Annotated in this window: 20 protein-coding genes; 10 read left to right on the forward strand and 10 right to left on the reverse strand. The window is 63.4% G+C overall.

Features of this window, described 5'->3' with window-relative positions; translation table 11 throughout:
* Nucleotides 1–135: 135 nt before the first annotated feature.
* On the forward strand, nt 136–1,359 hold the full coding sequence (locus tag BM374_RS04040; RefSeq protein WP_092290220.1) for an ABC transporter substrate-binding protein: 1,224 nt from the start codon (nt 136–138) through the stop codon (nt 1,357–1,359).
* 57 nt (nt 1,360–1,416) lie between these two features.
* Here BM374_RS04040 and BM374_RS04045 read toward each other — a convergent pair whose 3' ends face one another.
* Nucleotides 1,417–1,842: a DUF1330 domain-containing protein gene (locus BM374_RS04045; protein WP_092289245.1), complete on the reverse strand. Its 426-nt coding sequence runs from the start codon at nt 1,840–1,842 to the stop codon at nt 1,417–1,419.
* Nucleotides 1,843–2,007: 165 nt separating this feature from the next.
* Between BM374_RS04045 and BM374_RS04050 the strand changes: the two genes are divergently transcribed.
* The gene (locus BM374_RS04050; protein WP_092289246.1) at nt 2,008–4,224 is read left to right on the forward strand and encodes a transglycosylase domain-containing protein; all 2,217 of its coding nucleotides are present in this window, start codon (nt 2,008–2,010) and stop codon (nt 4,222–4,224) included.
* Nucleotides 4,225–4,381: 157 nt separating this feature from the next.
* On the opposite strand, the gene BM374_RS04055 is transcribed toward BM374_RS04050, so the two are convergent.
* From BM374_RS04055 to BM374_RS04070, 4 genes are all read right to left on the reverse strand, one after another.
* Nucleotides 4,382–5,221, reverse strand: a complete 840-nt coding sequence (locus tag BM374_RS04055; RefSeq protein WP_092289247.1) for a M48 family metallopeptidase — start codon at nt 5,219–5,221, stop codon at nt 4,382–4,384.
* Nucleotides 5,222–5,438: 217 nt separating this feature from the next.
* On the reverse strand, nt 5,439–6,767 hold the full coding sequence (locus tag BM374_RS04060; RefSeq protein WP_092290222.1) for a polyhydroxyalkanoate depolymerase: 1,329 nt from the start codon (nt 6,765–6,767) through the stop codon (nt 5,439–5,441).
* A 120-nt stretch (nt 6,768–6,887) separates the two neighbouring features.
* On the reverse strand, nt 6,888–7,706 hold the full coding sequence (locus BM374_RS04065) for an ABC transporter permease (RefSeq protein WP_092289248.1): 819 nt from the start codon (nt 7,704–7,706) through the stop codon (nt 6,888–6,890).
* Between the two features lie 88 nt (nt 7,707–7,794).
* Complete coding sequence (locus BM374_RS04070; protein WP_092290223.1) at nt 7,795–8,598, reverse strand: ABC transporter ATP-binding protein; 804 nt, start codon at nt 8,596–8,598, stop codon at nt 7,795–7,797.
* A 133-nt stretch (nt 8,599–8,731) separates the two neighbouring features.
* Here BM374_RS04070 and BM374_RS04075 point away from each other — a divergent pair, with 133 nt between their 5' ends.
* Together BM374_RS04075 and BM374_RS04080 are read left to right on the forward strand one after the other, a co-directional pair.
* Nucleotides 8,732–10,042, forward strand: coding sequence for an ActS/PrrB/RegB family redox-sensitive histidine kinase (locus BM374_RS04075; protein WP_092289249.1), 1,311 nt, complete (start codon nt 8,732–8,734; stop codon nt 10,040–10,042).
* Nucleotides 10,043–10,144: 102 nt separating this feature from the next.
* A complete protein-coding gene (locus BM374_RS04080; RefSeq protein WP_092290224.1) occupies nt 10,145–10,699 on the forward strand; it encodes an ActR/PrrA/RegA family redox response regulator transcription factor in 555 nt (184 codons plus the stop codon).
* A gap of 132 nt (nt 10,700–10,831) precedes the next feature.
* On the opposite strand, the gene BM374_RS04085 is transcribed toward BM374_RS04080, so the two are convergent.
* On the reverse strand, nt 10,832–11,320 hold the full coding sequence (locus BM374_RS04085; RefSeq protein WP_092289250.1) for an MmcB family DNA repair protein: 489 nt from the start codon (nt 11,318–11,320) through the stop codon (nt 10,832–10,834).
* A 130-nt stretch (nt 11,321–11,450) separates the two neighbouring features.
* Between BM374_RS04085 and BM374_RS04090 the strand changes: the two genes are divergently transcribed.
* Nucleotides 11,451–13,127 (forward strand): alpha-amylase family protein, encoded by a 1,677-nt coding sequence (locus BM374_RS04090; RefSeq protein WP_092289251.1) that lies wholly within the window; start codon nt 11,451–11,453, stop codon nt 13,125–13,127.
* Between the two features lie 106 nt (nt 13,128–13,233).
* Here the strand turns inward: BM374_RS04090 and BM374_RS04095 are convergent, their stop codons facing one another.
* The gene (locus BM374_RS04095) at nt 13,234–14,832 is read right to left on the reverse strand and encodes an alpha-amylase family glycosyl hydrolase (RefSeq protein WP_092289252.1); all 1,599 of its coding nucleotides are present in this window, start codon (nt 14,830–14,832) and stop codon (nt 13,234–13,236) included.
* A gap of 160 nt (nt 14,833–14,992) precedes the next feature.
* Between BM374_RS04095 and BM374_RS04100 the strand changes: the two genes are divergently transcribed.
* Nucleotides 14,993–15,661, forward strand: coding sequence for an MBL fold metallo-hydrolase (locus tag BM374_RS04100; protein WP_092289253.1), 669 nt, complete (start codon nt 14,993–14,995; stop codon nt 15,659–15,661).
* A 3-nt stretch (nt 15,662–15,664) separates the two neighbouring features.
* On the opposite strand, the gene BM374_RS04105 is transcribed toward BM374_RS04100, so the two are convergent.
* Entirely contained in the window at nt 15,665–16,030 is a 366-nt protein-coding gene (locus tag BM374_RS04105) for a winged helix-turn-helix transcriptional regulator (protein WP_092290225.1), read from the reverse strand.
* A 129-nt stretch (nt 16,031–16,159) separates the two neighbouring features.
* Between BM374_RS04105 and BM374_RS04110 the strand changes: the two genes are divergently transcribed.
* Nucleotides 16,160–16,462, forward strand: a complete 303-nt coding sequence (locus BM374_RS04110; protein WP_244552523.1) for a hypothetical protein — start codon at nt 16,160–16,162, stop codon at nt 16,460–16,462.
* 2 nt (nt 16,463–16,464) lie between these two features.
* Here BM374_RS04110 and BM374_RS04115 read toward each other — a convergent pair whose 3' ends face one another.
* Both BM374_RS04115 and BM374_RS04120 read right to left on the reverse strand, forming a co-directional pair.
* Nucleotides 16,465–17,622, reverse strand: a complete 1,158-nt coding sequence (locus BM374_RS04115; RefSeq protein ID WP_092290226.1) for an extracellular catalytic domain type 1 short-chain-length polyhydroxyalkanoate depolymerase — start codon at nt 17,620–17,622, stop codon at nt 16,465–16,467.
* A 141-nt stretch (nt 17,623–17,763) separates the two neighbouring features.
* The gene (locus BM374_RS04120; protein WP_092289255.1) at nt 17,764–19,176 is read right to left on the reverse strand and encodes an MFS transporter; all 1,413 of its coding nucleotides are present in this window, start codon (nt 19,174–19,176) and stop codon (nt 17,764–17,766) included.
* Between the two features lie 248 nt (nt 19,177–19,424).
* Here BM374_RS04120 and BM374_RS04125 point away from each other — a divergent pair, with 248 nt between their 5' ends.
* The 3 genes from BM374_RS04125 (at nt 19,425) to BM374_RS04135 (ending at nt 23,650) form a co-directional block, all read left to right on the forward strand.
* Nucleotides 19,425–20,660 carry an LLM class flavin-dependent oxidoreductase gene (locus BM374_RS04125; protein ID WP_092289256.1) on the forward strand — a complete coding sequence of 412 codons (1,236 nt, stop codon included), beginning with the start codon at nt 19,425–19,427 and terminating at the stop codon, nt 20,658–20,660.
* A gap of 169 nt (nt 20,661–20,829) precedes the next feature.
* Nucleotides 20,830–22,209: a cytochrome P450 gene (locus tag BM374_RS04130; RefSeq protein WP_092289257.1), complete on the forward strand. Its 1,380-nt coding sequence runs from the start codon at nt 20,830–20,832 to the stop codon at nt 22,207–22,209.
* 475 nt (nt 22,210–22,684) lie between these two features.
* Nucleotides 22,685–23,650, forward strand: coding sequence for a sensor histidine kinase (locus BM374_RS04135; RefSeq protein ID WP_092289258.1), 966 nt, complete (start codon nt 22,685–22,687; stop codon nt 23,648–23,650).
* Nucleotides 23,651–24,023 lie beyond the last annotated feature (373 nt).

The following is a 24,023-nucleotide window of genomic DNA, read 5'->3' on the forward strand; positions in this document are numbered from 1 at the left end:
AAACGCTACGGCGCAGCGCCGCGATCCTTGCGCGGCGGCGGACGTTCCTCCACAATCTTCGACAGCGATGGCGACCGTTGCAATCAACGGAAAAAGACCATCGGCCGAAAATTCCGTCAGGAGGAACAACCCAACATGACCAATCGCAGAGCCTTCCTAGCTGCCACGACAGCGCTCGCCGTCACCTTTTCCGCCGGCCAGGCCCTCGCACAGAAGAAATACGACACCGGTGCGAGCGACACCGAGATCAAGATCGGCCAGACCGTGCCGTTCTCCGGCCCCTATTCCGTCTATGCCAATATCGGCAAGACCCAGGCCGCCTATTTCAAGATGATCAACGACCAGGGGGGCATCAACGGCCGCAAGATCAATCTGATCCAGTATGACGACGCCTACTCGCCGCCGAAGACGGTCGAACAGGTGCGCAAGCTCGTCGAAGGCGACGAGGTGCTCTTCACCTTCCAGCTGATCGGTACTGCCGCGAACGCCGCCGTTCAAAAATATCTCAACGGCAAGAAAGTGCCGCAGCTGCTCGCCTCGACCGGCGCCGAGCGCTTCAACGATCCGAAGAACTATCCCTGGACCATCGCCTACAATCCCAACTACGTATCCGAGGGGCGGATCTACGCGAAGTACATTCTCAAGGAGCATCCGAACGCCAAGATCGGCGTGCTCTACCAGAACGACGACATGGGGCGCGACTATCTCGCGGGCCTCAAGAGCGGTCTCGGCGACAAGGCCAACATGATCGTCGGCGAGGTGTCCTACGAGGTCACCGATCCGACAGTGGATTCACAGGTCGTCAAGTTGAAGTCGATGGGCGTCGACGTGTTCTTCGATGCCTCGACGCCGAAATTCGCGGCACAGGCGATCAAGAAGCTCGCCGACCTCGGCTGGACGCCGGTGCACATCCTCGACATCAATGCGAGCCCGATCTCGGCCACGCTGAAGCCGGCCGGCCTCGACATCTCCAAGGGCATCATCTCGACCCAGTATGGCAAGGAGCCGGGCGACCCGCAGTGGAAGGACGACCCCGGGGTGAAGGCGTTCTTCGCGTTCATGGACAAATATTTCCCCGAAGGCGACAAGCTCAACACTGTCAACACCTACGGCTATTCGGTGGCGGAATTGCTGGTTCAGGTGCTGAAACAGTGCGGCGACAACCTGACACGCGAGAACGTCATGAAGCAGGTCGCCAACATCAAGGACTTCACTCCCAGCCTGGCGCTCCCTGGCATCAAGATCAACACGGGCGCCGACGACTACCGCGTCAACAAGCAGATGCAGATGATGAGGTTCAACGGCGAGCGCTGGGAACTGTTCGGCCCGATCATCGAGGGCTCAGGCCCAGCGGGCTAGTCGAACAGCTCTGAAATGCAATCGGCGGCCTGCGGGCCGCCGATTTGTTTGGAGCCTCTATGTCGGCACCTCGCCGAAATTCTTGCCCACCGGCAGCACGGCATGGCGGATCAGCCGCGAATCCTCCACCGCGGCCTGGCGATGCTTCACCGCCTCGCGGTAGACCGGGTCGCGGATCATCTCGACGAAGGCGGCAACATCAGGATATTCGGCAATGAAGCAATGGTCCCAGCGCTCGTCTTGCGGACCGATCAGCATCAGCTCGAACCGGCCCTGCCAGATGATGCGGCCGCCGAGGCGCTCGAACACCGGCCCGCTTTCTCGGCCATAGGCCGCGTAGGCTTCCGCGCCGGTGGCTTTGCGGCCGTCGGGATAGGCGGCCTCTTTGCGCAGACGCACCAGATTGAGCATGTGAATCGGACCCGGGCGATCGTTCTCCCGGAATTGCGCGAAGATCTCCTTGGTCGGATCGATGTGGCCCATGCGAACTCCCTTTGTTTTATGGCCGCGATCCTAGCGCTGCCGCCCCATGAGCGGAACTGCGGCCCGGGAATGCCGCATCTCCTAATCAGACGTTAAGCACGGGGTAACGGGGCCTTAAACAGCGACCGCTAGCGTGCGGCGGGGCGGGTGACCGGGCGTTTTCATATGGGGTCGGCAAAGAAAAAGGGTGGGCGGAAGGAGCCGCTGTTCGGCTTGCCCGCGGCGCTCGCCGATCTGCGCCTGACGGCGGCCGATCGCATTCCCGGCGGCAGCGACGACAAGCCGAAAAAATCTTCCAGCAAGCGCAAGAGCGATACGCCCGACGATGAGCCGCCGCGCGAGCGCAAGGCGCCGGGCAAAAACGGCGCCAAGCGCCGGTCGAGATCATCCATCGGCGCCGGCCTCGGCCGCCTCGTTTATTGGGGAGCGGTGCTGAGCCTGTGGGGCGTCATTGCCGTGATCGGCGTCGTGATCTGGGTCGGGGCCCATCTGCCGCCGATCCAGTCGCTGGAGATTCCCAAACGCCCGCCGACGATCCAGATCGTCGGCATCGACGGCAGCCTGCTGGCGCAGCGCGGCGAGATGGCCGGCGCCAACGTGTCGCTGAAGGATTTGCCGCCCTATCTGCCCAAGGCGTTCATCGCGATCGAGGACCGCCGCTTCTATTCGCATTTCGGCATCGACCCCGTCGGCATCCTGCGCGCTCTCGTTACCAACGTGCTTCACCGCGGCGTGTCGCAGGGCGGCTCGACCCTGACGCAGCAGCTCGCGAAGAACCTGTTCCTGACCCAGGAGCGCACGATGCAGCGCAAGCTGCAGGAGGCAGAGCTCGCGATCTGGCTCGAGCGCAAGCACTCCAAGAACGAGATTCTCGAGCTCTATCTCAACCGCGTCTATTTCGGCTCCGGCGCCTACGGCGTCGAAGCGGCTGCGCAAAGATATTTCGGCAAGTCGGCGAAGAACGTGACCATCGCGGAAGCCGCGATGCTGGCCGGCCTCGTCAAATCGCCCTCGCGGCTCGCGCCGAACCGCAATCCGGAAGGCGCCGAGGCGCGGGCTCAAGTCGTGCTCGCGGCGATGGCGGACGCCAAGTTCATCACCGAAGCGCAGGCGCAGGCCTCGATCGGCCATCCCTCCTACGTCGTGAAGCCGATTGGAGCCGGCACCGTCAACTACGTCGCCGACTGGATCGGCGAGGTGCTGGACGATCTGGTCGGGCAGATCGACGACAGCATCAAGGTCGAGACCACGATCGATCCCAAGCTCCAGGCCGTGGCGGAGGCCGCGGTCATCGACGAGCTCGCGGCCAAGAGCGTGAAGTTCAATGTCAGCCAGGGCGCGCTGGTCGCGATGACGCCCGACGGCGCGGTGCGCGCCATGGTGGGTGGGCGGAACTATTCCGAGAGCCAGTACAACCGCGCGGTCACGGCGAAGCGCCAGCCGGGCTCGTCGTTCAAGCCGTTCGTCTATCTGACGGCGATGGAGCAAGGCCTCACCCCCGACACCGTCCGTCAGGACGCGCCGATCGAGGTCAAGGGCTGGAAGCCCGAGAACTACACCCATGAATATTTCGGCCCGGTGACGCTGACCCAGGCACTGGCGATGTCGCTCAACACCGTCGCCATCCGCCTCGGCCTCGAGGTCGGGCCGAAGAACGTGGTGCGCACCGCGCACCGGCTCGGCATCTCCTCCAAGCTCGAGCCCAACGCCTCGATCGCGCTCGGCACTTCGGAAGTCTCGGTGGTCGAGCTGGTCGGGGCCTATGCGCCATTCGCCAATGGCGGCTTCGCCGCCACCCCGCACGTGGTGACGCGGATCAAGACGCTCGACGGCAAGCTGCTCTACATGCGTCAACCCGACGAGCACAATCAGGTGATCGAGCCGCGCTATGTCGGCATGATGAACACGATGATGCGCGAGACGCTGATCTCAGGCACCGCCAAGAAGGCCGAGATTCCCGGCTGGCAGGCGGCCGGCAAGACCGGCACCAGCCAGGATTATCGCGACGCCTGGTTCATCGGCTACACCGCCAACCTCGTCACCGGCGTCTGGCTCGGCAATGACGACAACTCGCCGACCAAGAAGGCGACCGGCGGCGGCCTGCCGGTCGAAGTCTGGACCCGCTTCATGCGCGCCGCGCACGAGGGCGTGCAGGTGGCGGCCTTGCCGAACCTGCAAAGCAATTGGGGGCCATCGAACCTGGTGCAGATCTCATCGCAGGTCTCGCCGCCAACGCAGGCGGCGGCGCCTGGACCTGCACCTGCGCCGGTCAGCAATGGCGGCTATCGCGCCCCGCCGCCGACGCGCGCCAATGTGCGCCCGGAAGCGGCTGCAGGACTTGATGGCTGGCTGATGGACCGGCTGTTCGGCGGCAACAGGTAGGCGTCAGAACAAAAACGCGAAAACAACCCCATGCACCGTAGGCGGCGGGATGCGGCGGGATGCTGGGTGTATCGGTCGAACGTCTTGATGTGATGGTGCAAAATGCGATCGCCCGCTTTCGCGGGCGATGACACTTCTTCGGAGCTGGCAGCGCCCCCTAATCCTCGACCCCGTACCGGTGCAGATCATTGCCGCAGGTGTCGAGCCACTTCTTGGCACGCTCCATCGAGGGGCAGATCTTGCCGCAGACGCGCCAGAACCGGGCCGAGTGGTTCATCTCGACGAGATGCGCCACTTCATGCGCGGCGAGATAGTCGAGCACGAAGGGCGGGGCGAGGATCAGGCGCCAGGAGAACGACAGCGAGCCGGCCGAGGTGCAGGAGCCCCAGCGGCTGGACTGATCGCGGATCGAGAGCCGCTTCACCTTGACGCCGAGCTCGGCGGCATGGGTCTCGGCGGAGCGCTGCAGATCACGGCGCGCCTCGCGCTTGAGGAAGTCGCTGACGCGGCGATCGACATGCTCGAGCCCGCCGGCGACACAAAGAATTTTGTCGCCGCTATCGCGCGTCTCGGTCCACACCGTGCCGCGCTGGCCGGCGCGATGCACGATACGATGGGGGACGCCGCGCAGCGGTATCACTGTGCCAGGCTGAAACGGTGCAGCCTTGGGTAAGCGACCAAGACGCGCGGCGATCCACGCACCGTGACGCTGCGCGAAGTCCTTGGCGTCGGCGAGCGTGCCGCGCGGCGGCATGGTGAGAATGGCTTCGCGGTCGCTTGGATGAATTCTGAGGGTGTAGCGGCGCGCGCGTCTGTGCCGGCGCAATCGGATGGCAAAAAACTGCGATCCGTGGGTGATGACAAGGGTCTTCGGTTCGTGGGGCCGACGATAAAGAAGTGCGCGAGTGGCCATGTCTGTCAGTCCGGGGGGCAGGAGAGCGCCCGGATTCTGCCATAACCGCCGCCAGGGAAAGCGCTCGGCGCAAAAACAAATCATTTGCCCAATATACAGCGGTTCTTCAGTCCGGGAGACCCTACAGACTGGGGTCGGAACCGGCTTTTTTCGCCCCCGCTGGACGCATGCGACACCCCCAAGGGGTGAGGATAGACTCACTCCTAGAAGGCTACCTTAATACCGCGAATCTAGAGGGAACTGCCCCTGCCGGAGGCTCCGGCCGGGGCCGATTTTTCGACGGGAAAGCCGAAATCTAGAGCTATTCGGCCGCGCGCGCCTGCAATGAGGCCGGATTCGCCGCCGAGACCATGAAGTCATGAATGCGCGGCACGATTTCCGACTTGAAGCGCGATCCGTTGAACACGCCGTAATGTCCAACACCCTTCTGCACGTAATGAACGCGGCGATGATCGGGGATTGCACTGCATAGTGCGTGCGTCGCTTCGGTCTGACCGAGCCCCGAGATGTCGTCGTTCTCGCCTTCCACCGTCATCAACGCGACGCGCGTCACCTTGCTGGGATCGACGCGAGTTCCGCGATGGGTCATCTCGCCCTTCGGCAGCGAGTGCTTCACGAACACCGTATCGACGGTTTGCAGGTAATATTCGGCGGAGAGGTCCATCACCGCGAGATATTCGTCATAGAACTCGCGATGTTTGTCGACGAGGTCGCCGTCGCCCTTCACCAGATTGGCGAACAGCTGCTTGTGGGCATCCATGTGCCGATCCAGATTCATGCTGATGAACCCGTTGAGCTGCAGGAAGCCTGGATAGACGTCGCGCATCATGCCCGGATGCGGGAACGGCACCTTGGTGATGACGTGATTGCGGAACCAGTCGATGCCGCGTTCTTGCGCGAGGTTGTTCACCGCGGTCGGATTGCGGCGCGTGTCGATCGGGCCGCCCATCAGCGTCATCGACGTCGGCACGAAGGGATCGCGCCGCGCTTCCATGATCGAGACGGCCGCGACGACGGGCACGGAGGGCTGGCACACCGCCATCACGTGGGTGTTGCCACCGAGGACATGCAGCATCTCGATGACGTAATCGATGTAATCGTCGAGATCGAAGCGGCCTTCGCTCAAGGGCACCATGCGGGCATCGGCCCAATCGGTGATGTAGACCTCATGCGCCGGCAGGAACGCCTCGACCGTGCCGCGCAGCAGCGTCGCGTAGTGACCGGACATCGGCGCGACGATCAGCACGCGCGGCTGCGGGCTGCGCAACGGGCGCGCGAACTTGCGATCGAAATAGAGCAGCCGGCAGAACGGCTTTTCCCACACCGAACGGACCTCGACGGGAACGCGGATGCCGTTGACCTCGGTATCATCGAGGCCCCATTCCGGCTTTCCGTAGCGGCGCGTGGTGCGCTCGAACAACTCGCAGGCCGCGGCGACCGACTTGCCGATCTCGGTTCGCGCCCAGGGATTGAGGGGATTCTGAAACAGGAGCTTGGTCGCGTCGGTGACCGCACGAGCCGGATTGAGAGAGGCGTGCGCCATCTCGTACATCCAGTACATCGGCGTGGTCAGGACCGGACTGCCTTCCGCCACCAAGGGTGGCGCGCCGCCAAACTCACCAATAGGCATATTATAATCCTCTTCGCATCGCAGCATACTGCCGAATGCGCAATATTGCGTCAATGCATGCTTCCGTACATCTACGTGCTCGGGACGGCCAAATCAGCGGAAATCCACGAGAAAGTGAGGTTATTCGCCGCTCGACAGCAGCGAGCCGTGCGTCTTGGCGCTGCGCAAGAGGGCAAGGAATGCCCAAAACGAAGCAGCCAGGAGACAGGTGTTGATCGCCAAGGCCTCCAGCATCAGATCGGTCCTGAAGCTGTTCTCGATCAGCAGCGCGCGCATTCCCTCGAACACGTAGGTCGGCGGCAGCGCCCAGGCGACGTATTGCAGCCAGACGGGCAGCACGCTGACCGGATAGTAGATGCAGGCGAGCGGCATGATCGCGAACATCAACGTCCAGACGATGCTCTCGGCGCCAAGACCGTTTCGTAACACCAGGCCGGAGACGAAGATGCCGACGGACCAGCTGGTGAAGATCAAGTTGCAGAAGAACGCGATCAGCGGCAGGCCGAGACTGTAGACGTTGAAATGAAAGAAGATCAGCGCGAGCAGCGTCATCGGAACGATACCGATGGCCAGCCGGATCAGGCTCATGACCGTCAACGAGAGCAGAAACTCGATCGGCTTCAAGGGGCTCATCATGAGGTTGCCGAGATTGCGCGCCCACATCTCCTCCAGGAAGGAGATCGAGAAGCCGAGCTGGCCGCGGAACAGGATGTCCCAGAGGATGACGGCGCCGATCAACGTGCCGCCGGCGCGCGCGAAGAAGCTGGCGTTTTGCGCGATGTAATACTGGATGAAGCCCCAGGTGATGACCTGAAGCGCCGGCCAGTACAACAGCTCGAGCAGCCGCGGCCAGGACGACAACAGCAGGTACCAATAGCGCAGGATCATCGCGCCGATGCGGTGCGCCGAGATGCCGCGGTGGAGGGAGATGTCGGTCATGGCAGCTCCCTCGTCTTGAAAGGACCTGTCATTCCGGGGCGATGCGCAGCATCGAACCCGGAATGACGGCTGAGACACAGAGGACACCTCATCTTGCCTCCTCCTTCGCTCCATTGCTCCGCCCGCGCGCGACGTCCAGGAACACCTCTTCCAGCGTGGTGCGGTTGTAGCGGGCCATGATGGCATCGGGCGTGTCGTCGTCCTCGACGCGGCCGCGCTTCATGATGATGACGCGGTCGCAGAGCCGCTCGACCTCGAGCATGTTGTGCGAGGCCAAGAGGATGGTGGCGTTGTTGTCCTTGCGGTAGCGCTCCAGATGCGCCCGCACCCAGTCGGCCGTATCGGGGTCGAGCGAAGCGGTCGGCTCGTCCAGCAACAGCAGCTCGGGCTGATTGATCAACGCCTTGGCCAGCGCGACGCGGGTCTTCTGGCCGGCGGAGAGCTTGCCGTTGGCGCGGTCGATGAAATCGTTGAGGTCAAGCTCGGCGGCCAGTCTGGAGATGCGGTCGGCGACGTCCTTCACCGCATAGAGCTTGCCGAAAATGGTGAGGTTCTGTCGCACCGTGAGCCGCATCGGCATGTCGACATAGGGGCTCTCGAAATTCATCCGCCCCAGCACCTCGGCACTCTCCTCGGGCATCCGGTGGCCGAGCACGCGGACGCGACCGGAGGTCGGCAGCACCAGCCCCATGATCATGGCGATGGTGGTGGTCTTGCCGGCGCCATTGCCGCCCAGCAGCCCCGTGATGCTGCCGCGGGGAAGCGAAAAGGAGATGCCGTCCACCGCACGGGTCTGCTTGTAGACCTTGACGAGGCGATCGACCTCGATGGCCGCGGACGAAATGTCATCCGCGACAGTCGGCCGGCTTGAAGCGTTGTCATTCCCGGTCATGCTGGAGGCGTTCTTCCGCCATTGCACGGTGGAGCGCAAGACTTGATTGACTTGATCTCGATAGCTCGCAACCAGACCGGATGTGGGCCCGCGTGTTTGTGATCGGACACGCGCACCGCTAGATTGGCCTGCCATGACCGAGACCTCAGCTTCCGACTTCCGTCCGTCGCAACGACACATCCGCCTGGATACGATCCTGCGGCTGCGCTGGCTCGCGGTGCTGGGCCAGTTGGCTGCGATCTTCGTCGTGGCGCAGGGGCTCGAGTTCGAGGTCGAGATCGTGCCCTGCGTCAGCATCATCGGCGTCTCGGCCGTGCTCAACCTGGTGCTCCAGACCGCGGTGAACCCGATGCGGCGGCTGGAGCCGATCCAGGCGGCGGGACTGCTGGCGCTGAACATCGTGGAACTGGCCGGGCTGCTGTTCTTTACCGGCGGACTGCAGAATCCGTTCTCGTTCCTGTTCCTGGCGCCGGTCCTGATCTCGGCGACCGCTTTGCCGGCGCGGCTGACCTTCGGCCTTGGCATCCTGGCCGTGGCCTGCGCCTCGATCCTGTTCTTCTTTCATTTCCCGCTGCCATGGGATGCGGAAGATCCCGTGGTGCTGCCACCGATCTATCTCGTCGGCGTCTGGCTTTCGATCGTGCTCGCGATCGGCGTCACCAGCCTCTATTCATTTCAGGTGACCGAGGAGGCACGCAAGCTCGCCGACGCGCTGGCCGCGACCGAGCTCGTGCTGACGCGCGAGCAGCATCTGACCCAGATCGACGGCCTCGCCGCCGCTGCTGCGCACGAGCTCGGCACGCCGCTCGCGACCATCTTCCTGATCGCACGCGAGCTGGAGAAGACGGTGAAGGACCCGAGCTTCGCCGGCGACCTCAAGACCTTGCGAGAACAGACGCAGCGCTGCCGCGATATCTTGAGCAAGATCACCCAGCTCTCCTCGACCGGCGCGCCATTCGACCGCATGAAATTGTCCGAGCTGATCGAGGAGGTGGTGGCGCCACACCGCGATTTCGGCGTCGACATCAAGGTGCGGATCGCGGTGGCAGCCTCAACCGAGCCGGTCGGATCGCGCAATCCGGCGGTGCTCTACGGCGTCGGCAACATCGTCGAGAATGCCGTCGATTTCGCGCGCACCACGGTGGAGGTGAACGCATGGTGGAACAACGAAACCATCGAGATCGTGATCTCCGACGACGGCCCCGGCATACCGCCCGACCTCATGAAACGGATCGGCGAGCCTTATCTGTCGCGGCGGCGTTCCCAGGACGCCGGCGGCGGCCTGGGGCTTGGCGTGTTCATCGCCCGTACGCTGTTAGAGCGCACCGGAGCCAAGGTCTCGTTTACCAACAGGACCTTTCCGGAACACGGCGCGGTGGTGCAGATCGCATGGCCGCGCGAGCGATTTGAGGCTATCGAGAGCCTCGAGGAAACAATAGGATAGGCGCGACCTTGCGTCGCACGTGAGGCCCGATCGACTATTGGCGGCCTTGGCACCACCAGATTGCGACGCCATATGTAGATGTGCAGGAGAGAGGACAAAACCTTGAACGCCATCGCTGAACTGAACGAACAGACCGACCGCTCGCTTCTCATCGTGGAAGACGACAAGCCGTTCCTGGAGCGCCTGTCGCGCGCCATGGAGACACGCGGCTTCGCGGTGACGTCATGTGACACGGTTTCGGATGGCCTTGCGCAAATCGGCAAAGCCGCGCCCGCTTTCGCCGTGGTCGATCTCAGACTCGGTGACGGCAACGGTCTCGACGTGGTCTCCGCGCTGAAGAAGAAGCGCCCCGAAGCCCGCGCCATCGTGCTCACCGGCTATGGCAATATCGCCACCGCCGTCACCGCGGTGAAGATGGGCGCGATCGATTATCTCTCGAAGCCTGCGGATGCCGACGACGTCGTCGCCGCGCTGCTCTCGACCAACGCTGAAAAATCCGAGCTGCCGGCGAACCCGATGTCCGCCGACCGCGTGCGCTGGGAACACATCCAGCGCATCTACGAGATGTGCAACCGCAACGTCTCGGAAACGGCGCGAAGGCTGAACATGCACCGCCGTACGCTGCAGCGGATCCTGGCCAAGCGCGCGCCGAGGTAAACGGGCTCGTAGGGTGGGTTAGCCCTGCGGATTGCGCGAAGCGCAAACCGCTTGGCGTAACCCACCACTGTCTAGCGCCGCGGCTGCAGAAGAGGTGGGTTACGCCTTCGGCTAACCATCCTACGCAGAAAGCTACTCCCAAAAATCCGCGTGCCCTTGCGGATCAACCAGGCGGTTGATGCGCAGCGCTGCGGCCATCGCAAACCGCACCGTCATCTGCTTGCGGGTCGCTGCAGCGATCTTGTGCTCGGGCGCCTCGCAATGCATGTGCGCACCATAGGCATCGGCGATGATCAGGCCGGTATCTTCAGGAAAGATCTCGCACGGCAGGTCCTGCGTGAAGGCGAAGAACAGCCGGTCGCAATGGGCGCGGTATTCGTGCCATTTCTGGTCAGCGCGCAAATCTTCCACCGATGATTTGATCTCCACGATCCAGATTTCACCGCGCTCGTTCAACGCCACGAGATCGGCACGCCGGCCCGACGGCAGCGGCAATTCGCTGATGCAGGAAAAGCCGAGTGAACGCAACAGCCGCGCCGTGCCGCGCGCGACCGCGAGCGCTGTTTCCGATTGGCGGCGATCGGGTGGCGGAACGACGGTGATGCGGGCGGTGTTGTCCATGTCAGGAGATTAGCCGATTCCATCCCCGCTGTCGTCCGGGCGAAAGCGGCGGGATGCGGAACCTCTCGTTCCCCAATCACTTATCACGCAGCCGCCGCTACCCTCGGCGGGAGCATCGAGGCCGCGGAGCATGATCGACGATCTCTGGTACAAGAACGCCATCATCTATTGCCTGTCGGTCGGCACCTATATGGATGCCAATGGCGACGGTATCGGCGACTTCAAGGGACTGTTGCGGCGGCTCGACTACCTGCACGGTCTCGGCATCACCACGATCTGGCTGATGCCGTTCCAGACCTCGCCGGGCCGCGACGACGGTTACGACGTCGCCGATTACTACAGCGTCGATGCCCGTTACGGCACCCTCGGCGATTTCGTCGAGTTCACCCATGGCTGCAAGCAGCGCGGCATCCGCGTCATCATCGACCTCGTCGTCAACCACACCTCCGATCAGCATCACTGGTTCAAGGAGGCTCGCCGCGACAAGAACTCACCCTATCGCGACTGGTATGTCTGGTCCGACAAGAAGCCCGCTAACGCCAACAAGGGCATGGTTTTTCCCGGCGTTCAGAAATCGACCTGGACGCGCGACAAGGAAGCCGGCGCGTACTACTTCCATCGCTTCTACGATTTCCAGCCCGATCTCAACACCTCGAATCCGCTTGTTCAGGCGGAGATCCTGAAGATCATGGGCTTCTGGATCCAGCTTGGCGTATCAGGCTTCCGCATGGATGCGGTGCCCTTCGTGATCGCGACCAAGGGCGCGAAGGTGAGAAAGCCCGTCGAGCAATACGACATGCTGCGCACCTTCCGCGAATTCCTGCAATGGCGGGAGGGCGATGCCATCATCCTGGCCGAAGCCAACGTGCTGCCGGATACCGACCTTGAATATTTCGGCCGCGATGCCGACCGCATGCACATGATGTTCAACTTCCAGGTCAATCAGCACCTGTTCTATGCGCTGGCGTCGAGCGACTCGCGCCCGCTGGCGAAGGCGCTGAAAGCAACCAAGCCACGCCCGGCGTCGGCGCAATGGGGCCTGTTCCTGCGCAATCATGACGAGCTGGATCTCGGACGGCTGACCAAGGCGCAGCGCGAGACGGTGTTCAAATGCTTCGGTCCCGACAAGGACATGCAACTCTACGATCGCGGCATCCGGCGCCGTCTTGCGCCGATGCTGGGCGGCGACCGCAGGCGACTCGAGCTCGCCTACAGCCTGATGTGCACGCTGCCGGGAACGCCTGTGATCCGCTATGGCGACGAGATCGCGATGGGCGACGATCTCTCGCTGCCCGAACGCAATTGCGCGCGGACGCCGATGCAATGGTCGACCGAGCCGCATGGCGGCTTCACCAAGAGCAACAGGCCCGCGATTCCGGTCATTGACGAGGGGCCCTACGGCTATCCGCACGTCAACGTCGCCAAGCAGCGGCGCGATCCCAATTCGATGCTGAACTGGACCGAACGCATCATCCGCATGCGCAAGGAGGTGCCGGAGGTCGGCTGGGGCGATTTCACCGTGATCCCGACGCGCGATCCTGCCGTGTTCATCATCCGCTATGACTGGCGCAACAATTCGGTGCTGTTCCTGCATAATCTCAACGAGAAGCCGCGCGAGATCGCGTTCTCCGCGGGTTTGCCGGGCGAAGCCGGAAAACACCTGATCAATCTGCTTGCAGAGGACCACAGCCACGCCGACAAGCGCGGCCTGCACCGCGTCGTGCTGGAGCCATATGGCTATCGCTGGTACCGCGTCGGCGGGCTGGATTATCTGCTGAAGCGGAGTGATGTGAATGGGGCGAAGTGAGGGGGGAAGAAGCCGGACCAGGTGTAGCGCGCCGTCATTCCAGGGCGCGCCACTTCGCGCGGCCGGGGATGACGGTCCGAGAATACGATGACGCTTTACCCCCCACTCAGCTCGGCGGCATCACCACCACGCCCTCGTTGCCGCGCAGATCCAGCACGCCCTCCAGCCGCTCCCCCTCGCGGTCCAGGAATGTCGACAGCAGGATCTCGCTGCCGAAGCGGATCGCGCTGGTGGTGACGGCGATCGGATCAGGACCGAGATTGAGCGCGACGATGACCGCCCTGCCCTCCGCCTCGCGACGATAAATCAGCAGATCGCCCTGTGCCGCGATCGGATCATAGTCGCCCGAGACCAGCGGCGGACAGGTTTTGCGCAACGCGATCAGGCGCTTGTAGAGGCTCAGGATCGAGCGCGCGTCGGCGTCGAGATTGACGACGTTCTCGCGAACATGGTCTTCCGGCAGCGGCAGCCACGGCTTGGTCTCGGAGAAGCCGGAAAAATCGGACGAATCCCACTGCATCGGCGTGCGACAGCCGTCGCGACCGACCCCGATGCCGGGCACGTTCTTCTCGAAGGGATCGCGCACATCCTCCGGCGCGATCGCGAGCTGATGCATGCCGATCTCGTCGCCGTAATAGAGCGTCGGGGTGCCGCGCAGGGTCAGCAGCAACATGGCGGCGACGCGGGCCTGCTCGGGTCCGACGCGGCTGGCCACGCGCGGGCGATCATGATTGCCGAGCACCCAGTTCGGCCAGGCGCCCCTGGGGAGTGCCTTCTCGTAATCCTCGATGATCTTCTCGATCGAGCGCGCGCTCCAGAAGGTCGAGAGCAGCGCGAAATTGAACGGCATCTGTGCGCCGGTGAGATCGTTGCCGTAATAGGCCATGAGACGGTGCAGCGGCAGATAGATCTCACCGATCAGGACGCGTGCATCGTACGAATCCGTGACGCGCCGCATCTCGGCGATGACATCGTGCACTTCGGGCTGGTCGGTGGAATATTGGGTGAGGATCTTTTCGTTCGGCGGTCGGCCCTCGACATATCGCGGGTTCGGCGGGTTGTCGCGAAATCCGGCGTCCTTGATCAGGTGCCAGATCACGTCGACGCGAAAGCCGTCGACGCCCTTCTCCAGCCAGAACCGCATTACGTCGTAGATCGCGGTGCGAACTTGCGGATTGCGCCAGTTGAGGTCCGGCTGCTGCGCGAGGAAGGCGTGATAGTAGTACTGCCCCGTGGTCTCGTCGAAAGCCCACGCACTGCCGCCAAATTCGGACAGCCAGTTGTTCGGCACGCCGCCGTCGGGGGCGGGATCGCGCCAGATGTACCAGTCGCGCTTGGGATTGTCGCGCGAGGCGCGGCTCTCGACAAACCAGGGATGCTGATCGGAGGTGTGGTTCGGGACGAGATCGAGGATCAGCTTCAATCCGGCCTCATGCGCAGCCGCCAGCAGCGCATCGAAATCCGCCATCGTGCCGAACAGCGGATCAACGCCGGTGTAGTCGGAGATGTCATAGCCGAAATCGGCCATCGGCGAGGGGAAGATCGGTGACAGCCAGATCGCGTCGACGCCGAGCGACTTCACATAGGGCAGCCGCCTGAGGATGCCGGCGAGATCGCCGACGCCATCGCCGTTCGAGTCCTGAAAGGAGCGTGGATAGATCTGGTAGAAGATTCCGTCGCGCCACCAGTTTTCGCCCTGAGCCATGTCGGATACCTTCCAAAGACTGCCTCTCGCGCGGGAGAACGCAGAAGCATCGCCCCGGTTCAGATTGGCGAGCCAATTGGGACGGCCGTGTGACCTGTTCCCCGACCCTTCGCATGAATCTTTTGCTTGGCGACATGGCAAAAATCGGCATTGTGGCGCCATGACCGAGCAAAATGAAACTCAATCCAAGGCCGGCGCGATCATCGTCCCCGTGACGCTGTTCGAGCAGAACTGCACCATCATCTGGGACGAGCCTTCGAAAAAGGCCGTGGTGATCGATCCCGGCGGCGACGTGCCGAAGATCCTGGAAGCCATCAAGCAGACCGGCGTCACCGTGGAGAAGATCTGGCTGACGCACGGCCATATCGACCATGTCGGCGGCGCCGCCGATTTGCGCGACGCGCTGAAGGTGCCGATCGAGGGCCCGCATCTCGCCGACAAATTCCTGCTCGACAATGTCGTGGAGAGTGGCGCGCGCTTCGGCATGACGGGGGTGCGCAATTTCGCACCGGACCGCTGGCTCGACGAAGGCGACACCGTGTCGATCGGCGGATTGACCTTCGACATCCTGCACTGTCCCGGTCACTCGCCGGGCAGCGTGGTGTTCTTCAACGGGGATTTGCGATTCGCCCATGTCGGCGACGTCTTGTTCGCCGGCTCGGTCGGGCGCACCGATCTGCCCGGCGGCAGTCACGCCACGCTGATCAACTCGATCAAGACCAAGCTGCTGCCGCTCGGCGACGACGTCGGCTTCATCTGCGGCCACGGCGCCGGCTCGAGCATCGGCCAGGAGCGGATGACCAATCCGTTCATCACCGGCGAGGTGTAGGGTTTACTCGGCGGCGTCCGCCAGCGCCGCCGCTTCGCCGAGATTGCGCTCGCCCCATTCACGGATCGCGGCGATGACCGGCACGAAGCTCTTGCCTTTGCGGGTCAGGCGGTACTCGACCTTGGGCGGCACCTCGCCAAAATCCTTGCGATCGATCAGACCGCTCGCGGTCAGCGCCTTCAACTCGCGGCTGAGCACCCGCGGGGTGATCGCGGCGCTGCCGGATGCGCCGCGCAAGAGGCCGCTGCGGATTTCGCCATAGCGGCGCGGGCCGTCCTTCAAATCCCAAACGATGCGCAGCTTGTACTTGCCGCTGATCATCTTCTGGAACGCTGTGACCGGGCAGGCTCGTGCGGACGCTTTTGCCATGTCGTTTCCTCCGAAGAAAATAAGGATAGGAGCGACGCCGAAGAAGTCCATACTATCAATTTTGTCCGTACTTGCAGGACGGCACACAAGCCGCAGATGATGGTGCACATGACGAACAGGGAGCGTCACATGAAGCACTTCATGATCAAGTACCAATTCAGGAACGGCACGACGGAAGAGTGGCACCGCGAGATCGGCCGCTTCATCAAGGCGATCGACGCCGATCCGGAGCTGAAGGGACGGATCGGCTATCGCGTCCTGAAGAACCGCGACGACAACAACTATTTCCACCTCGCCAGCGTGGCCGACGAGGACGCGCAGAAGACGCTGCAATCGCGCGACTTCTTCAAGCACTATTCCGCGATGACGCGACAGGTCTCCGGCGGCGAGGTCACGGCGACGCCGATCGAGATGATCGACGCGACGGCTTAAACCTACTTCATCAAGCCCGCGGCGGTCAGCGCGCGGGTGATGATCTGGCCGAGATCGAAGCCGCGAGGCTGGTCGCGCTTCGGCTCGGCCTCTTCTTCCGCGACCTTCGCCCGGATCGTGCGGGCGAGATGCGGCGCGGGTGAACGTGCTGGTTTGGCCTGCGCCTTCTTCGCATCCGGAATCCATCCGGTGAGGCCGAAGAACTTCGCGATGTGGTAGGACGACGAAATGCCGGCCTCGATCAGGAATGCGCCTTCGACGCCATAGCGCTGGTCATTGTCGGCAAGTCCAAGCGGCGTGCCGTGGGCCATGCCCGTGATGGCGTAGGATTCGACCAGCGTCTCGCCGTCCTTGTTCCACCAGGCCTGGCGCGGATAGCCGTCGACGTTGGTCTCGGCCATCGGCGTCGCCGGCAGATCGTGCAGATCGAGCCATTGCTTGACGATCTCATTGGCGTTGCCGGGATTGACGGTGCGATCGGCGCTGCCGTGCCACACCGAAATCTTCGGCCAGGGCCCGCGATGGTTGGAGGCCCGCCGCACGAAATCGCCGAGCTCGCGCTCGGGCCTTTCAGGGGAATGGAACATGCCGTCCAGCGCTTCGCGCAGGTTCGAGGCGATGCCGTAGGGCAATCCGGCGATCACCGCACCGGCCGCGAACACTTCAGGATAGGTCGCGAGCATCACCGAGGTCATGCCGCCGCCGGCAGAGAGGCCGGTGATGAAGACACGCCTGGGATCGATGCGATGCGCCCTGGCCATATGGGCGACCATCTCGCGGATCGATCGCGCCTCGCCGCTATCGCGCGCGGTGTCCTCGGGGTTGAACCAGTTGAAGCAGGTATTGGCATTGTTGATGCGCTGCTGCTCGGGCATGACGAGCGCAAAGCCGTAGTGACGCGCCAGTGTCGACCAGCCCGCACCGAGATCGTAACTTGCTGCGGTCTGGCCGCAACCATGCAGCACGACAACGAGCGCGTGCGGCTTCTGCAGTTGCGCCGGCACGAACGCGAACATGCGCAAGGCGCCGGGATTGTCGCCGAAGCCGGTGATCTCCTGCAGCGGACTGGAGGCCCCGGCGCTCGTGCCGAAATCGGGCAGGCGCAGGCCGTCCAGCCTTGGCAGACGTCTCAAGAGATCGACATTACGGGCAAGCGACACGGCAAATTCCTGGTGGGCAGCTTTCAACGTTTACCCAGACCAGATAGTTGCTGCAGTGCAAATTGAAAAGACCGTGTGCTGCCAATCACCTCGAAAACGGGCGGATTCCCGCAGGAATCCGCACGTATTAACCGCACTGCCTCAACTTCGCGCAGATGCGCGACGCATCCATGACAGGAATGCAGCGCAGATCATGATTAACGCCGCAAACAGCGCGAGCGAAACGAGAAAAGCTGCGCGCGCTGATTGCAACGTTTCGACCGCGAAGAACACCGCTCCGATTGCGGCCACTCCGGCCGCATTTCCGATCTGCGCAATGGTGCCGTACGCGCCGGAGGCTGAACCGGCGGCGACCGGCTTCACGGTCGAGAGCACCGCCGCCGAGAGCGGCGCCATCACCAGCCCCTGGCCGTAGCCGAAGACGATCATGATGAGCGCGAGCATGACCGACGTCGGCGCATCGACGCCAAATGCTACAAGCGCGAGCGCGGCGAGGCCCGCGATCTGCAGCGCGCAACCTTCGATCAACACCTTGGTGCCGCGATGCTTCGCGCGCGAACCGCTGTGGCGCGAAGCGACGACGAAGGCGAGCGCGAGCGGGATGAAGGCAAGGCCCGCGGCGAGCGGCGCAATCTTTAAGCCGCGCTGCATGAACAGCGTCATCACCAGATAGAACGAGAGATTGGCGGCGAAGAAAAAGCAGGCCGCGCCGAGCCCGCGCAGGAACGCGGCATCGGAAAGCAGCGTCAGATCAATCAACGGCATGCCGCCGGCGCGACCGACCTCGTGTTCGAGCCGCACGAACGCGAACAGGATCGCGCCGCCGCCTCCCATCACCACCCACAGCCACGGCGCCCAGCCGACGTCATGGCCGAACAGCAGCGGGCCGATCAGGCACAACAAGCCGGCGAACAGGACCAGGCTGCCCTTGATGTCGAGCTTGGTGCCGGATCGCCGCGGCACCGTGGGCATGATGCGCCAGGCCGTCATGGCAATGAGGAGGCCGCAGGGCACGTTGACGAAGAACACCGCGCGCCAGCCGGTGTGGGCAAGATCAATCGTGACCAGCAGGCCGCCAAGCAAGAAGCCCGCGGCGCCCGCAAGCCCCAGCACGATGCCATAGATACCGAAGGCGCGGCTGCGCGATTCGTCCGTGAAAAGCAGGTGCAGCGTCGCCAGCACCTGCGGCACCATCAGCGCCGCGGTCGCGCCCTGCGCCAGCCGCGCGATGATCAGCTCGGCCCCGGATTGCGCGAGACCGCACCACAGTGACGTCGCGGTAAAGCCGATTACGCCGGCGAGAAACACGTTCTTGGTGCCGTGGATGTCGCCGAGACGGCCGCCGGTGACGACCAGCATGGCGTACGCGATCAGGTAGATCGCGATGATGGATTCGATCTGCGCCGGCGTGGCCTTCAGCTCGACTGCAATGGTGGGAATGGCGACGTTGACCACGAACGCGTCGACGCCGAACATGAACTGCGCGGCGACGACGATCGCCAGCACCCACCAGCGGCGGGTCGAAGCAACGGGCTTTGTGACGATTTGATGCATTGGCGCACGGTTCTGGAGGTCAATGCCCGATGATTCCAGATCGCGCGCGGTGGCGCGATTACCTCAGAGGTAGGATTCCCGTACTCCGGTGTCGTCATGGCCGGGACAAGCCCGGCCATGACGAACGACCTCGTTTGGCCGCATGCCAGCATTCCGCTGCGCGGGACATCACGCGATTGCGTTCGCGTCGACCAGCACGTAGCCTCATCATCTCAAATAAACAGAAAATGACAGCCGGAGAGAACGCCATGGCGCGCCTGAAATTCGGAGCTTTCCTGGCCCCCCATCACCCGATCGGGGAGCATCCGATGCTCCAGTTCCGGCGCGATCTCGACCTGGTCGAGCAGTTGGATGCACTCGGCTATGACGAGTTCTGGTGCGGCGAGCATCATTCCTCCGGCTGGGAGATGATCGCCTCGCCCGAGATGTTCCTGGCCGCAGCCGGCGAGCGAACCAAGCGGATCAAGCTCGGCACCGGCGTGATATCGCTGCCCTATCATCATCCCTTCAACGTCGCCCAGCGCATGGTGCAGCTCGACCACATGACCGGCGGCCGCGCCATCTTCGGCTCCGGCCCCGGCGCACTGGCCTCCGACGCACATACGCTCGGCATCGACCCGATGACGCAGCGCGACCGCCAGGATGAGGCGATCGACGTGATCCGCCGCCTCTTCAACGGCGAGCGCGTGACCGCAAAAAGCGACTGGTTCACCATGAACGATGCGGCGCTGCAGATCCTGCCCTTGCAGGAGGAGATGCCGTTCGTGGTGGCCTCGCAAATCTCGCCATCGGGCATGACGCTCGCCGGCAAATACGGCATCGGCATCATCTCGCTGGGCTCGATGACGACGCAGGGCCTGATGTCGCTGCAGCAGCAATGGCAGTTCGCCGAGGACGCCGCCAAAAAGCACGGCACCACCGTCAACCGTGCCGACTGGCGCGTGCTGTTGGCCTTCCACATCGCCGAGAGCCGCGAGCAGGCTCGCAAGGAGGCCGGCGCCGGGCTGATGCGCTGGCACAACGAATATAATGTCGGCACGCTGCAGCGGCCGGGCCTGACTGCATTCTCCTCGCCGGACGAGGCGGTCGACAAGACCGCATTCGTCGAAGGCGCCGCATCCACCATCGGCACGCCCGACGATCTCGTCAAATCCATCAAGAACGTGATGGAGGTCTCCGGCGGAATCGGGGCCATCATCGGATTCGTGCACGACTGGGCCAATCCGGAAGCGACCCGCCGGAGCTGGGACATGGTCGCGCGCTACGTCGTGCCCGAGATCAACGGCTATATCGACGGGCTGCGCAGGTCGCAAAAATTCGTGATCGAGAACCGCGCGATCTTCGAGCGTGCGGGCCAGGCCGTGATGGCCAAGATCATGCAGAACGAGAAGGCCGCCGAGGCGCTGAAGGTGACCGGCCCCGGCCGCGTCGCCATTCCCGCCGTGAACGCGCCGGATCTGCAGAAGGAAGCGGCCAAGCGATAGGCTTTAAGGGAGCGAAAAGGCAGCGAATGCGATCGGCGGGCCGGGTTTCACCTCTCCCCAGCGGGGAGAGGTGAACTGCACCGCGACACCTTCGCACGTCAATACCGCCGCATCGTTTCTGCATCCAGCTGTGCTAAGCTGAGCGTACCAGCCATCCGGAGCAATCGTCATGTCGATGCAGAATGTGGCCGCCTCTGCGCTTCCGTATACCGCGCCCAAGCGCAATGCGCTGACCCACATCCCCGGCGACGAGGGCTGGCCGATCATCGGCAAGACCTTTCAGGTCCTCGCCGATCCCAAGGGCCATATCGAGGCGAACGGCGCCAAATACGGGCCGGTCTACCGCACCCATATTTTCGGCGAGACCAATGTCGTGTTGCTTGGCCCCGAGGCCAACGAGCTCGTGCTGTTCGACCAGCAGAAACTGTTCTCGTCGACCCATGGCTGGAACAAGGTGCTGGGCCTGTTGTTTCCGCGCGGCCTGATGCTGCTCGATTTCGACGAGCACCGGCTGCATCGCAAGGCGCTGTCGGTCGCGTTCAAGTCGGGACCGATGAAGTCCTATCTCAGCGATCTCGACCGCGGCATCTCGGCGCGCGTCGCGCAGTGGAAGGCCAAGCCCGGCGAGATGAAGCTTTATCCGGCGATGAAGCAGCTCACGCTCGATCTGGCGGCAGCGTCCTTCCTCGGCGCCGATATCGGACCGGAGGTGGACGAGATCAACCGCGCCTTCGTCGACATGGTGGCGGCTGCCGTCGCGCCGATCCGGCGGCCGTTGCCCGGCACCCAGATGGCGCGCGGCGTTGCGGGCCGCAAACGCATCGTCGCCTATTTCCGCCAGCAGATTCCACTCCGCCGCGGCAATCACGGCGGCGACGATCTGTTCTCGCAGCTCTGCCGCGCAACCCACGAGGACGGCGCCCTGCTGTCCGATCAGGACATCATCGACCATATGAGCTTCCTGATGATGGCGGCGCACGACACGCTGACCTCGTCGCTGACCTCCTTCATCGGCGAGCTCGCCGCCAACAAGGACTGGCAGGACAAGCTGCGCGCGGAAGTTCTTGCGCTCGGGCTTGCTCCGGACGCGCCGAGCAGCTTCGACCATCTCGAAAAGATGCCGCTGGCGGAAATGGCGTTCAGGGAGGCGCTGCGGATCAAGCCGCCGGTGCCCTCGATGCCGCGCCGTGCGATGCGCGATTTCACCTTCAAGGGATTTACCATTCCCGCCGGCACTGCGGTCGGCGTCAATCCGCTCTACACGCACCACATGAGCGGAATCTGGCCGGAGCCGGATCGCTTCGATCCCCTGCGCTTCACCGAAGAGGCCCAGCGCAACCGGCATCGCTTCGCCTGGGTCCCGTTCGGCGGCGGCGCCCATATGTGCCTCGGCCTGCATTTCGCCTACATGCAGGCGAAATGTTTCGCACGGCACTTCCTGCAAAACATCGAGGTGTCGCTGGAAGAGGGCTACAAGCCGGATTGGCAGATGTGGCCGATCCCGAAGCCGCGGGATGGACTGCGGATAAAGCTGAAGGCGGTCTCGTAGGGTGGGTTAGATTAGCACGGGCTGCGCGGAGCGCAGTTCGCTGGCGTAACCCACCCCTTTGGTGTCCCCGGTAATAGAAGTGGTGGGTTACGCCAGCGCCTGCGCTTTGCGCGGACGCCGTCTAACCCACCCTACGACATCCTTGCTCGCGGCTGCACTCTCGCCTTCCGGCATGCTCTGCCAGCGATCACAATTTTGGCACCTTCGGCAACGAAGACTTCCGCGAGGCGCTAACCGATCACGCTCGCCCCGCCCGTGATCTTCCCGTTCAGCCTACCCGTGGAATGTCCCTGTTTTCGAATGATTCGACGCCAAATGGCGGACACCGATCGATGACTTCGCCGCGACGGTCGGTGCCGTGGCCATCACTATTTCTGCCGGCTCCCGGCAAGGCAAGCTATGCTTGCGCGTGCGAGATGCGTAACATCCTCGACCGCCACTCGATTTTCGAACGCACATCGTCACCGGGCTGCGCATGGGGAAGCTGATCGACGAATTCCGCAAGGGCTGGCAGGGCGTGGCGCCGCCGTCATTTGGCCTGAGCATTGCGTTTGCGGTGGCCTGCCTGCTGCTTGCGACCCTGGCCCGCTGGGCACTCGCGCATGTGCGTCCCGACGTCTACTTCACGCCGTACTTTCCCGCCGTGTTCTTTGCGGCGGCCTTCGGAGGTGCTCGGATCGGCGTCGTGACCGCTCTCGTCGGCGGCGTGCTCGGCGTCATCTTGAATTTCGGCGATCTCCCCCCTGATCGCGCGCGATTCGTCCTGCTGACACTCTATTGGGGCGTCTCGGCGCTCACCATTTGGGGCGTCGAGCACTACCGCACCAAGCTGGCGGAGCAGCGGCGGATCTCCCGCCGCCTGATCGAGGAGGAGGACTATCGCAAGGTTCTGGTCGATGAGCTGCAGCACCGGCTGAAGAACAAGCTGTCGACCGTGCATGCCGTGCTGCATCAGGTGCTGCACGACGAGCCGCAGGTCTGGGCTCGGATCGACCCGCGGCTGCGATCCCTGGCGGCAACCGATGATCTGATCTCGCGGATCGACAAGGCTGGCTGCGACATCCGCGATCTCCTGATCTCCGAGCTCGGCCCCTACGGCCATGTCCGCTTCACCCTCAATGGCGAGCGGCTGTTCCTGCCGCCGAAGCTGGCGGTCACGCTGTCACTGATGTTTCACGAGCTTGCCACCAATGCCGGCAAATACGGCGCGTTCTCCTCGCCGCGCGGCTTGTTGCAGGTGTCATGGACCGTCAGCGACGATCGTCTAACCATCACGTGGGACGAAACCGAGGGACCAACCATCGGCGAAATCTCCGCGCCCGGCTTCGGCACCAAGCTGCTGAAATCGGCGCTTTCCGCCTTCGACGGCAAGACCGAGGTCTCCTATTTGAAGACCGGGCTGCATTGCACCATGCAATGTCGTATTCCCCGGAGTGAATAGATTTGGGTCACCTCTCCCCGACGGGGAGAGGTCGGATTGCGCAGTAATCCGGGTGAGGGGCCGCGGCATACCGTGAGTCTGTAACCCCTCACCCGGACCGCATCTTCGATGCGATCCGACCTGTCCCTTCGGGAGAGGTGGGGCGACCTCGGGAGCTCGCGTCGATTGAATGAATGAAAATGATGCCGTTCCCGCAAGCGAAAGCGACCGCGCGCAGCGCTCGCGCTTTCGCAAGCACCGTTGACCTTCTGTTAATGACGATCGACGGCGCGCCTCACATCGTCGCAAGTTTCTCACAAAGCACCGCCGTATTTCTTCGGACCCCTTAACCAAACCTAAGAGGGAACTGCGCATGATCGCGCCCATTGCAAAG

Source organism: Bradyrhizobium sp. Ghvi (assembly GCF_900115265.1).
GTDB lineage: Bacteria > Pseudomonadota > Alphaproteobacteria > Rhizobiales > Xanthobacteraceae > Bradyrhizobium.

Excerpts from the sequence above, each read along its gene's own strand:
- BM374_RS04060 (WP_092290222.1), bottom strand. The coding sequence starts at position 6,767 with ATGCCTATTGGTGAGTTTGGCGGCGCGCCACCCTTGGTGGCGGAAGGC.
- BM374_RS04075 (WP_092289249.1), top strand. The coding sequence starts at position 8,732 with ATGACCGAGACCTCAGCTTCCGACTTCCGTCCGTCGCAACGACACATC.
- BM374_RS04040 (WP_092290220.1), top strand. The coding sequence starts at position 136 with ATGACCAATCGCAGAGCCTTCCTAGCTGCCACGACAGCGCTCGCCGTC.
- BM374_RS04105 (WP_092290225.1), bottom strand. The coding sequence starts at position 16,030 with ATGGCAAAAGCGTCCGCACGAGCCTGCCCGGTCACAGCGTTCCAGAAG.
- BM374_RS04120 (WP_092289255.1), bottom strand. The coding sequence starts at position 19,176 with ATGCATCAAATCGTCACAAAGCCCGTTGCTTCGACCCGCCGCTGGTGG.
- BM374_RS04135 (WP_092289258.1), top strand. The coding sequence starts at position 22,685 with ATGGGGAAGCTGATCGACGAATTCCGCAAGGGCTGGCAGGGCGTGGCG.
- BM374_RS04110 (WP_244552523.1), top strand. The coding sequence starts at position 16,160 with ATGAAGCACTTCATGATCAAGTACCAATTCAGGAACGGCACGACGGAA.
- BM374_RS04125 (WP_092289256.1), top strand. The coding sequence starts at position 19,425 with ATGGCGCGCCTGAAATTCGGAGCTTTCCTGGCCCCCCATCACCCGATC.
- BM374_RS04130 (WP_092289257.1), top strand. The coding sequence starts at position 20,830 with ATGTCGATGCAGAATGTGGCCGCCTCTGCGCTTCCGTATACCGCGCCC.
- BM374_RS04095 (WP_092289252.1), bottom strand. The coding sequence starts at position 14,832 with ATGGCTCAGGGCGAAAACTGGTGGCGCGACGGAATCTTCTACCAGATC.
- BM374_RS04070 (WP_092290223.1), bottom strand. The coding sequence starts at position 8,598 with ATGACCGGGAATGACAACGCTTCAAGCCGGCCGACTGTCGCGGATGAC.
- BM374_RS04055 (WP_092289247.1), bottom strand. The coding sequence starts at position 5,221 with ATGATTTGTTTTTGCGCCGAGCGCTTTCCCTGGCGGCGGTTATGGCAG.
- BM374_RS04100 (WP_092289253.1), top strand. The coding sequence starts at position 14,993 with ATGACCGAGCAAAATGAAACTCAATCCAAGGCCGGCGCGATCATCGTC.
- BM374_RS04050 (WP_092289246.1), top strand. The coding sequence starts at position 2,008 with ATGGGGTCGGCAAAGAAAAAGGGTGGGCGGAAGGAGCCGCTGTTCGGC.
- BM374_RS04045 (WP_092289245.1), bottom strand. The coding sequence starts at position 1,842 with ATGGGCCACATCGATCCGACCAAGGAGATCTTCGCGCAATTCCGGGAG.
- BM374_RS04085 (WP_092289250.1), bottom strand. The coding sequence starts at position 11,320 with ATGGACAACACCGCCCGCATCACCGTCGTTCCGCCACCCGATCGCCGC.
- BM374_RS04065 (WP_092289248.1), bottom strand. The coding sequence starts at position 7,706 with ATGACCGACATCTCCCTCCACCGCGGCATCTCGGCGCACCGCATCGGC.
- BM374_RS04090 (WP_092289251.1), top strand. The coding sequence starts at position 11,451 with ATGATCGACGATCTCTGGTACAAGAACGCCATCATCTATTGCCTGTCG.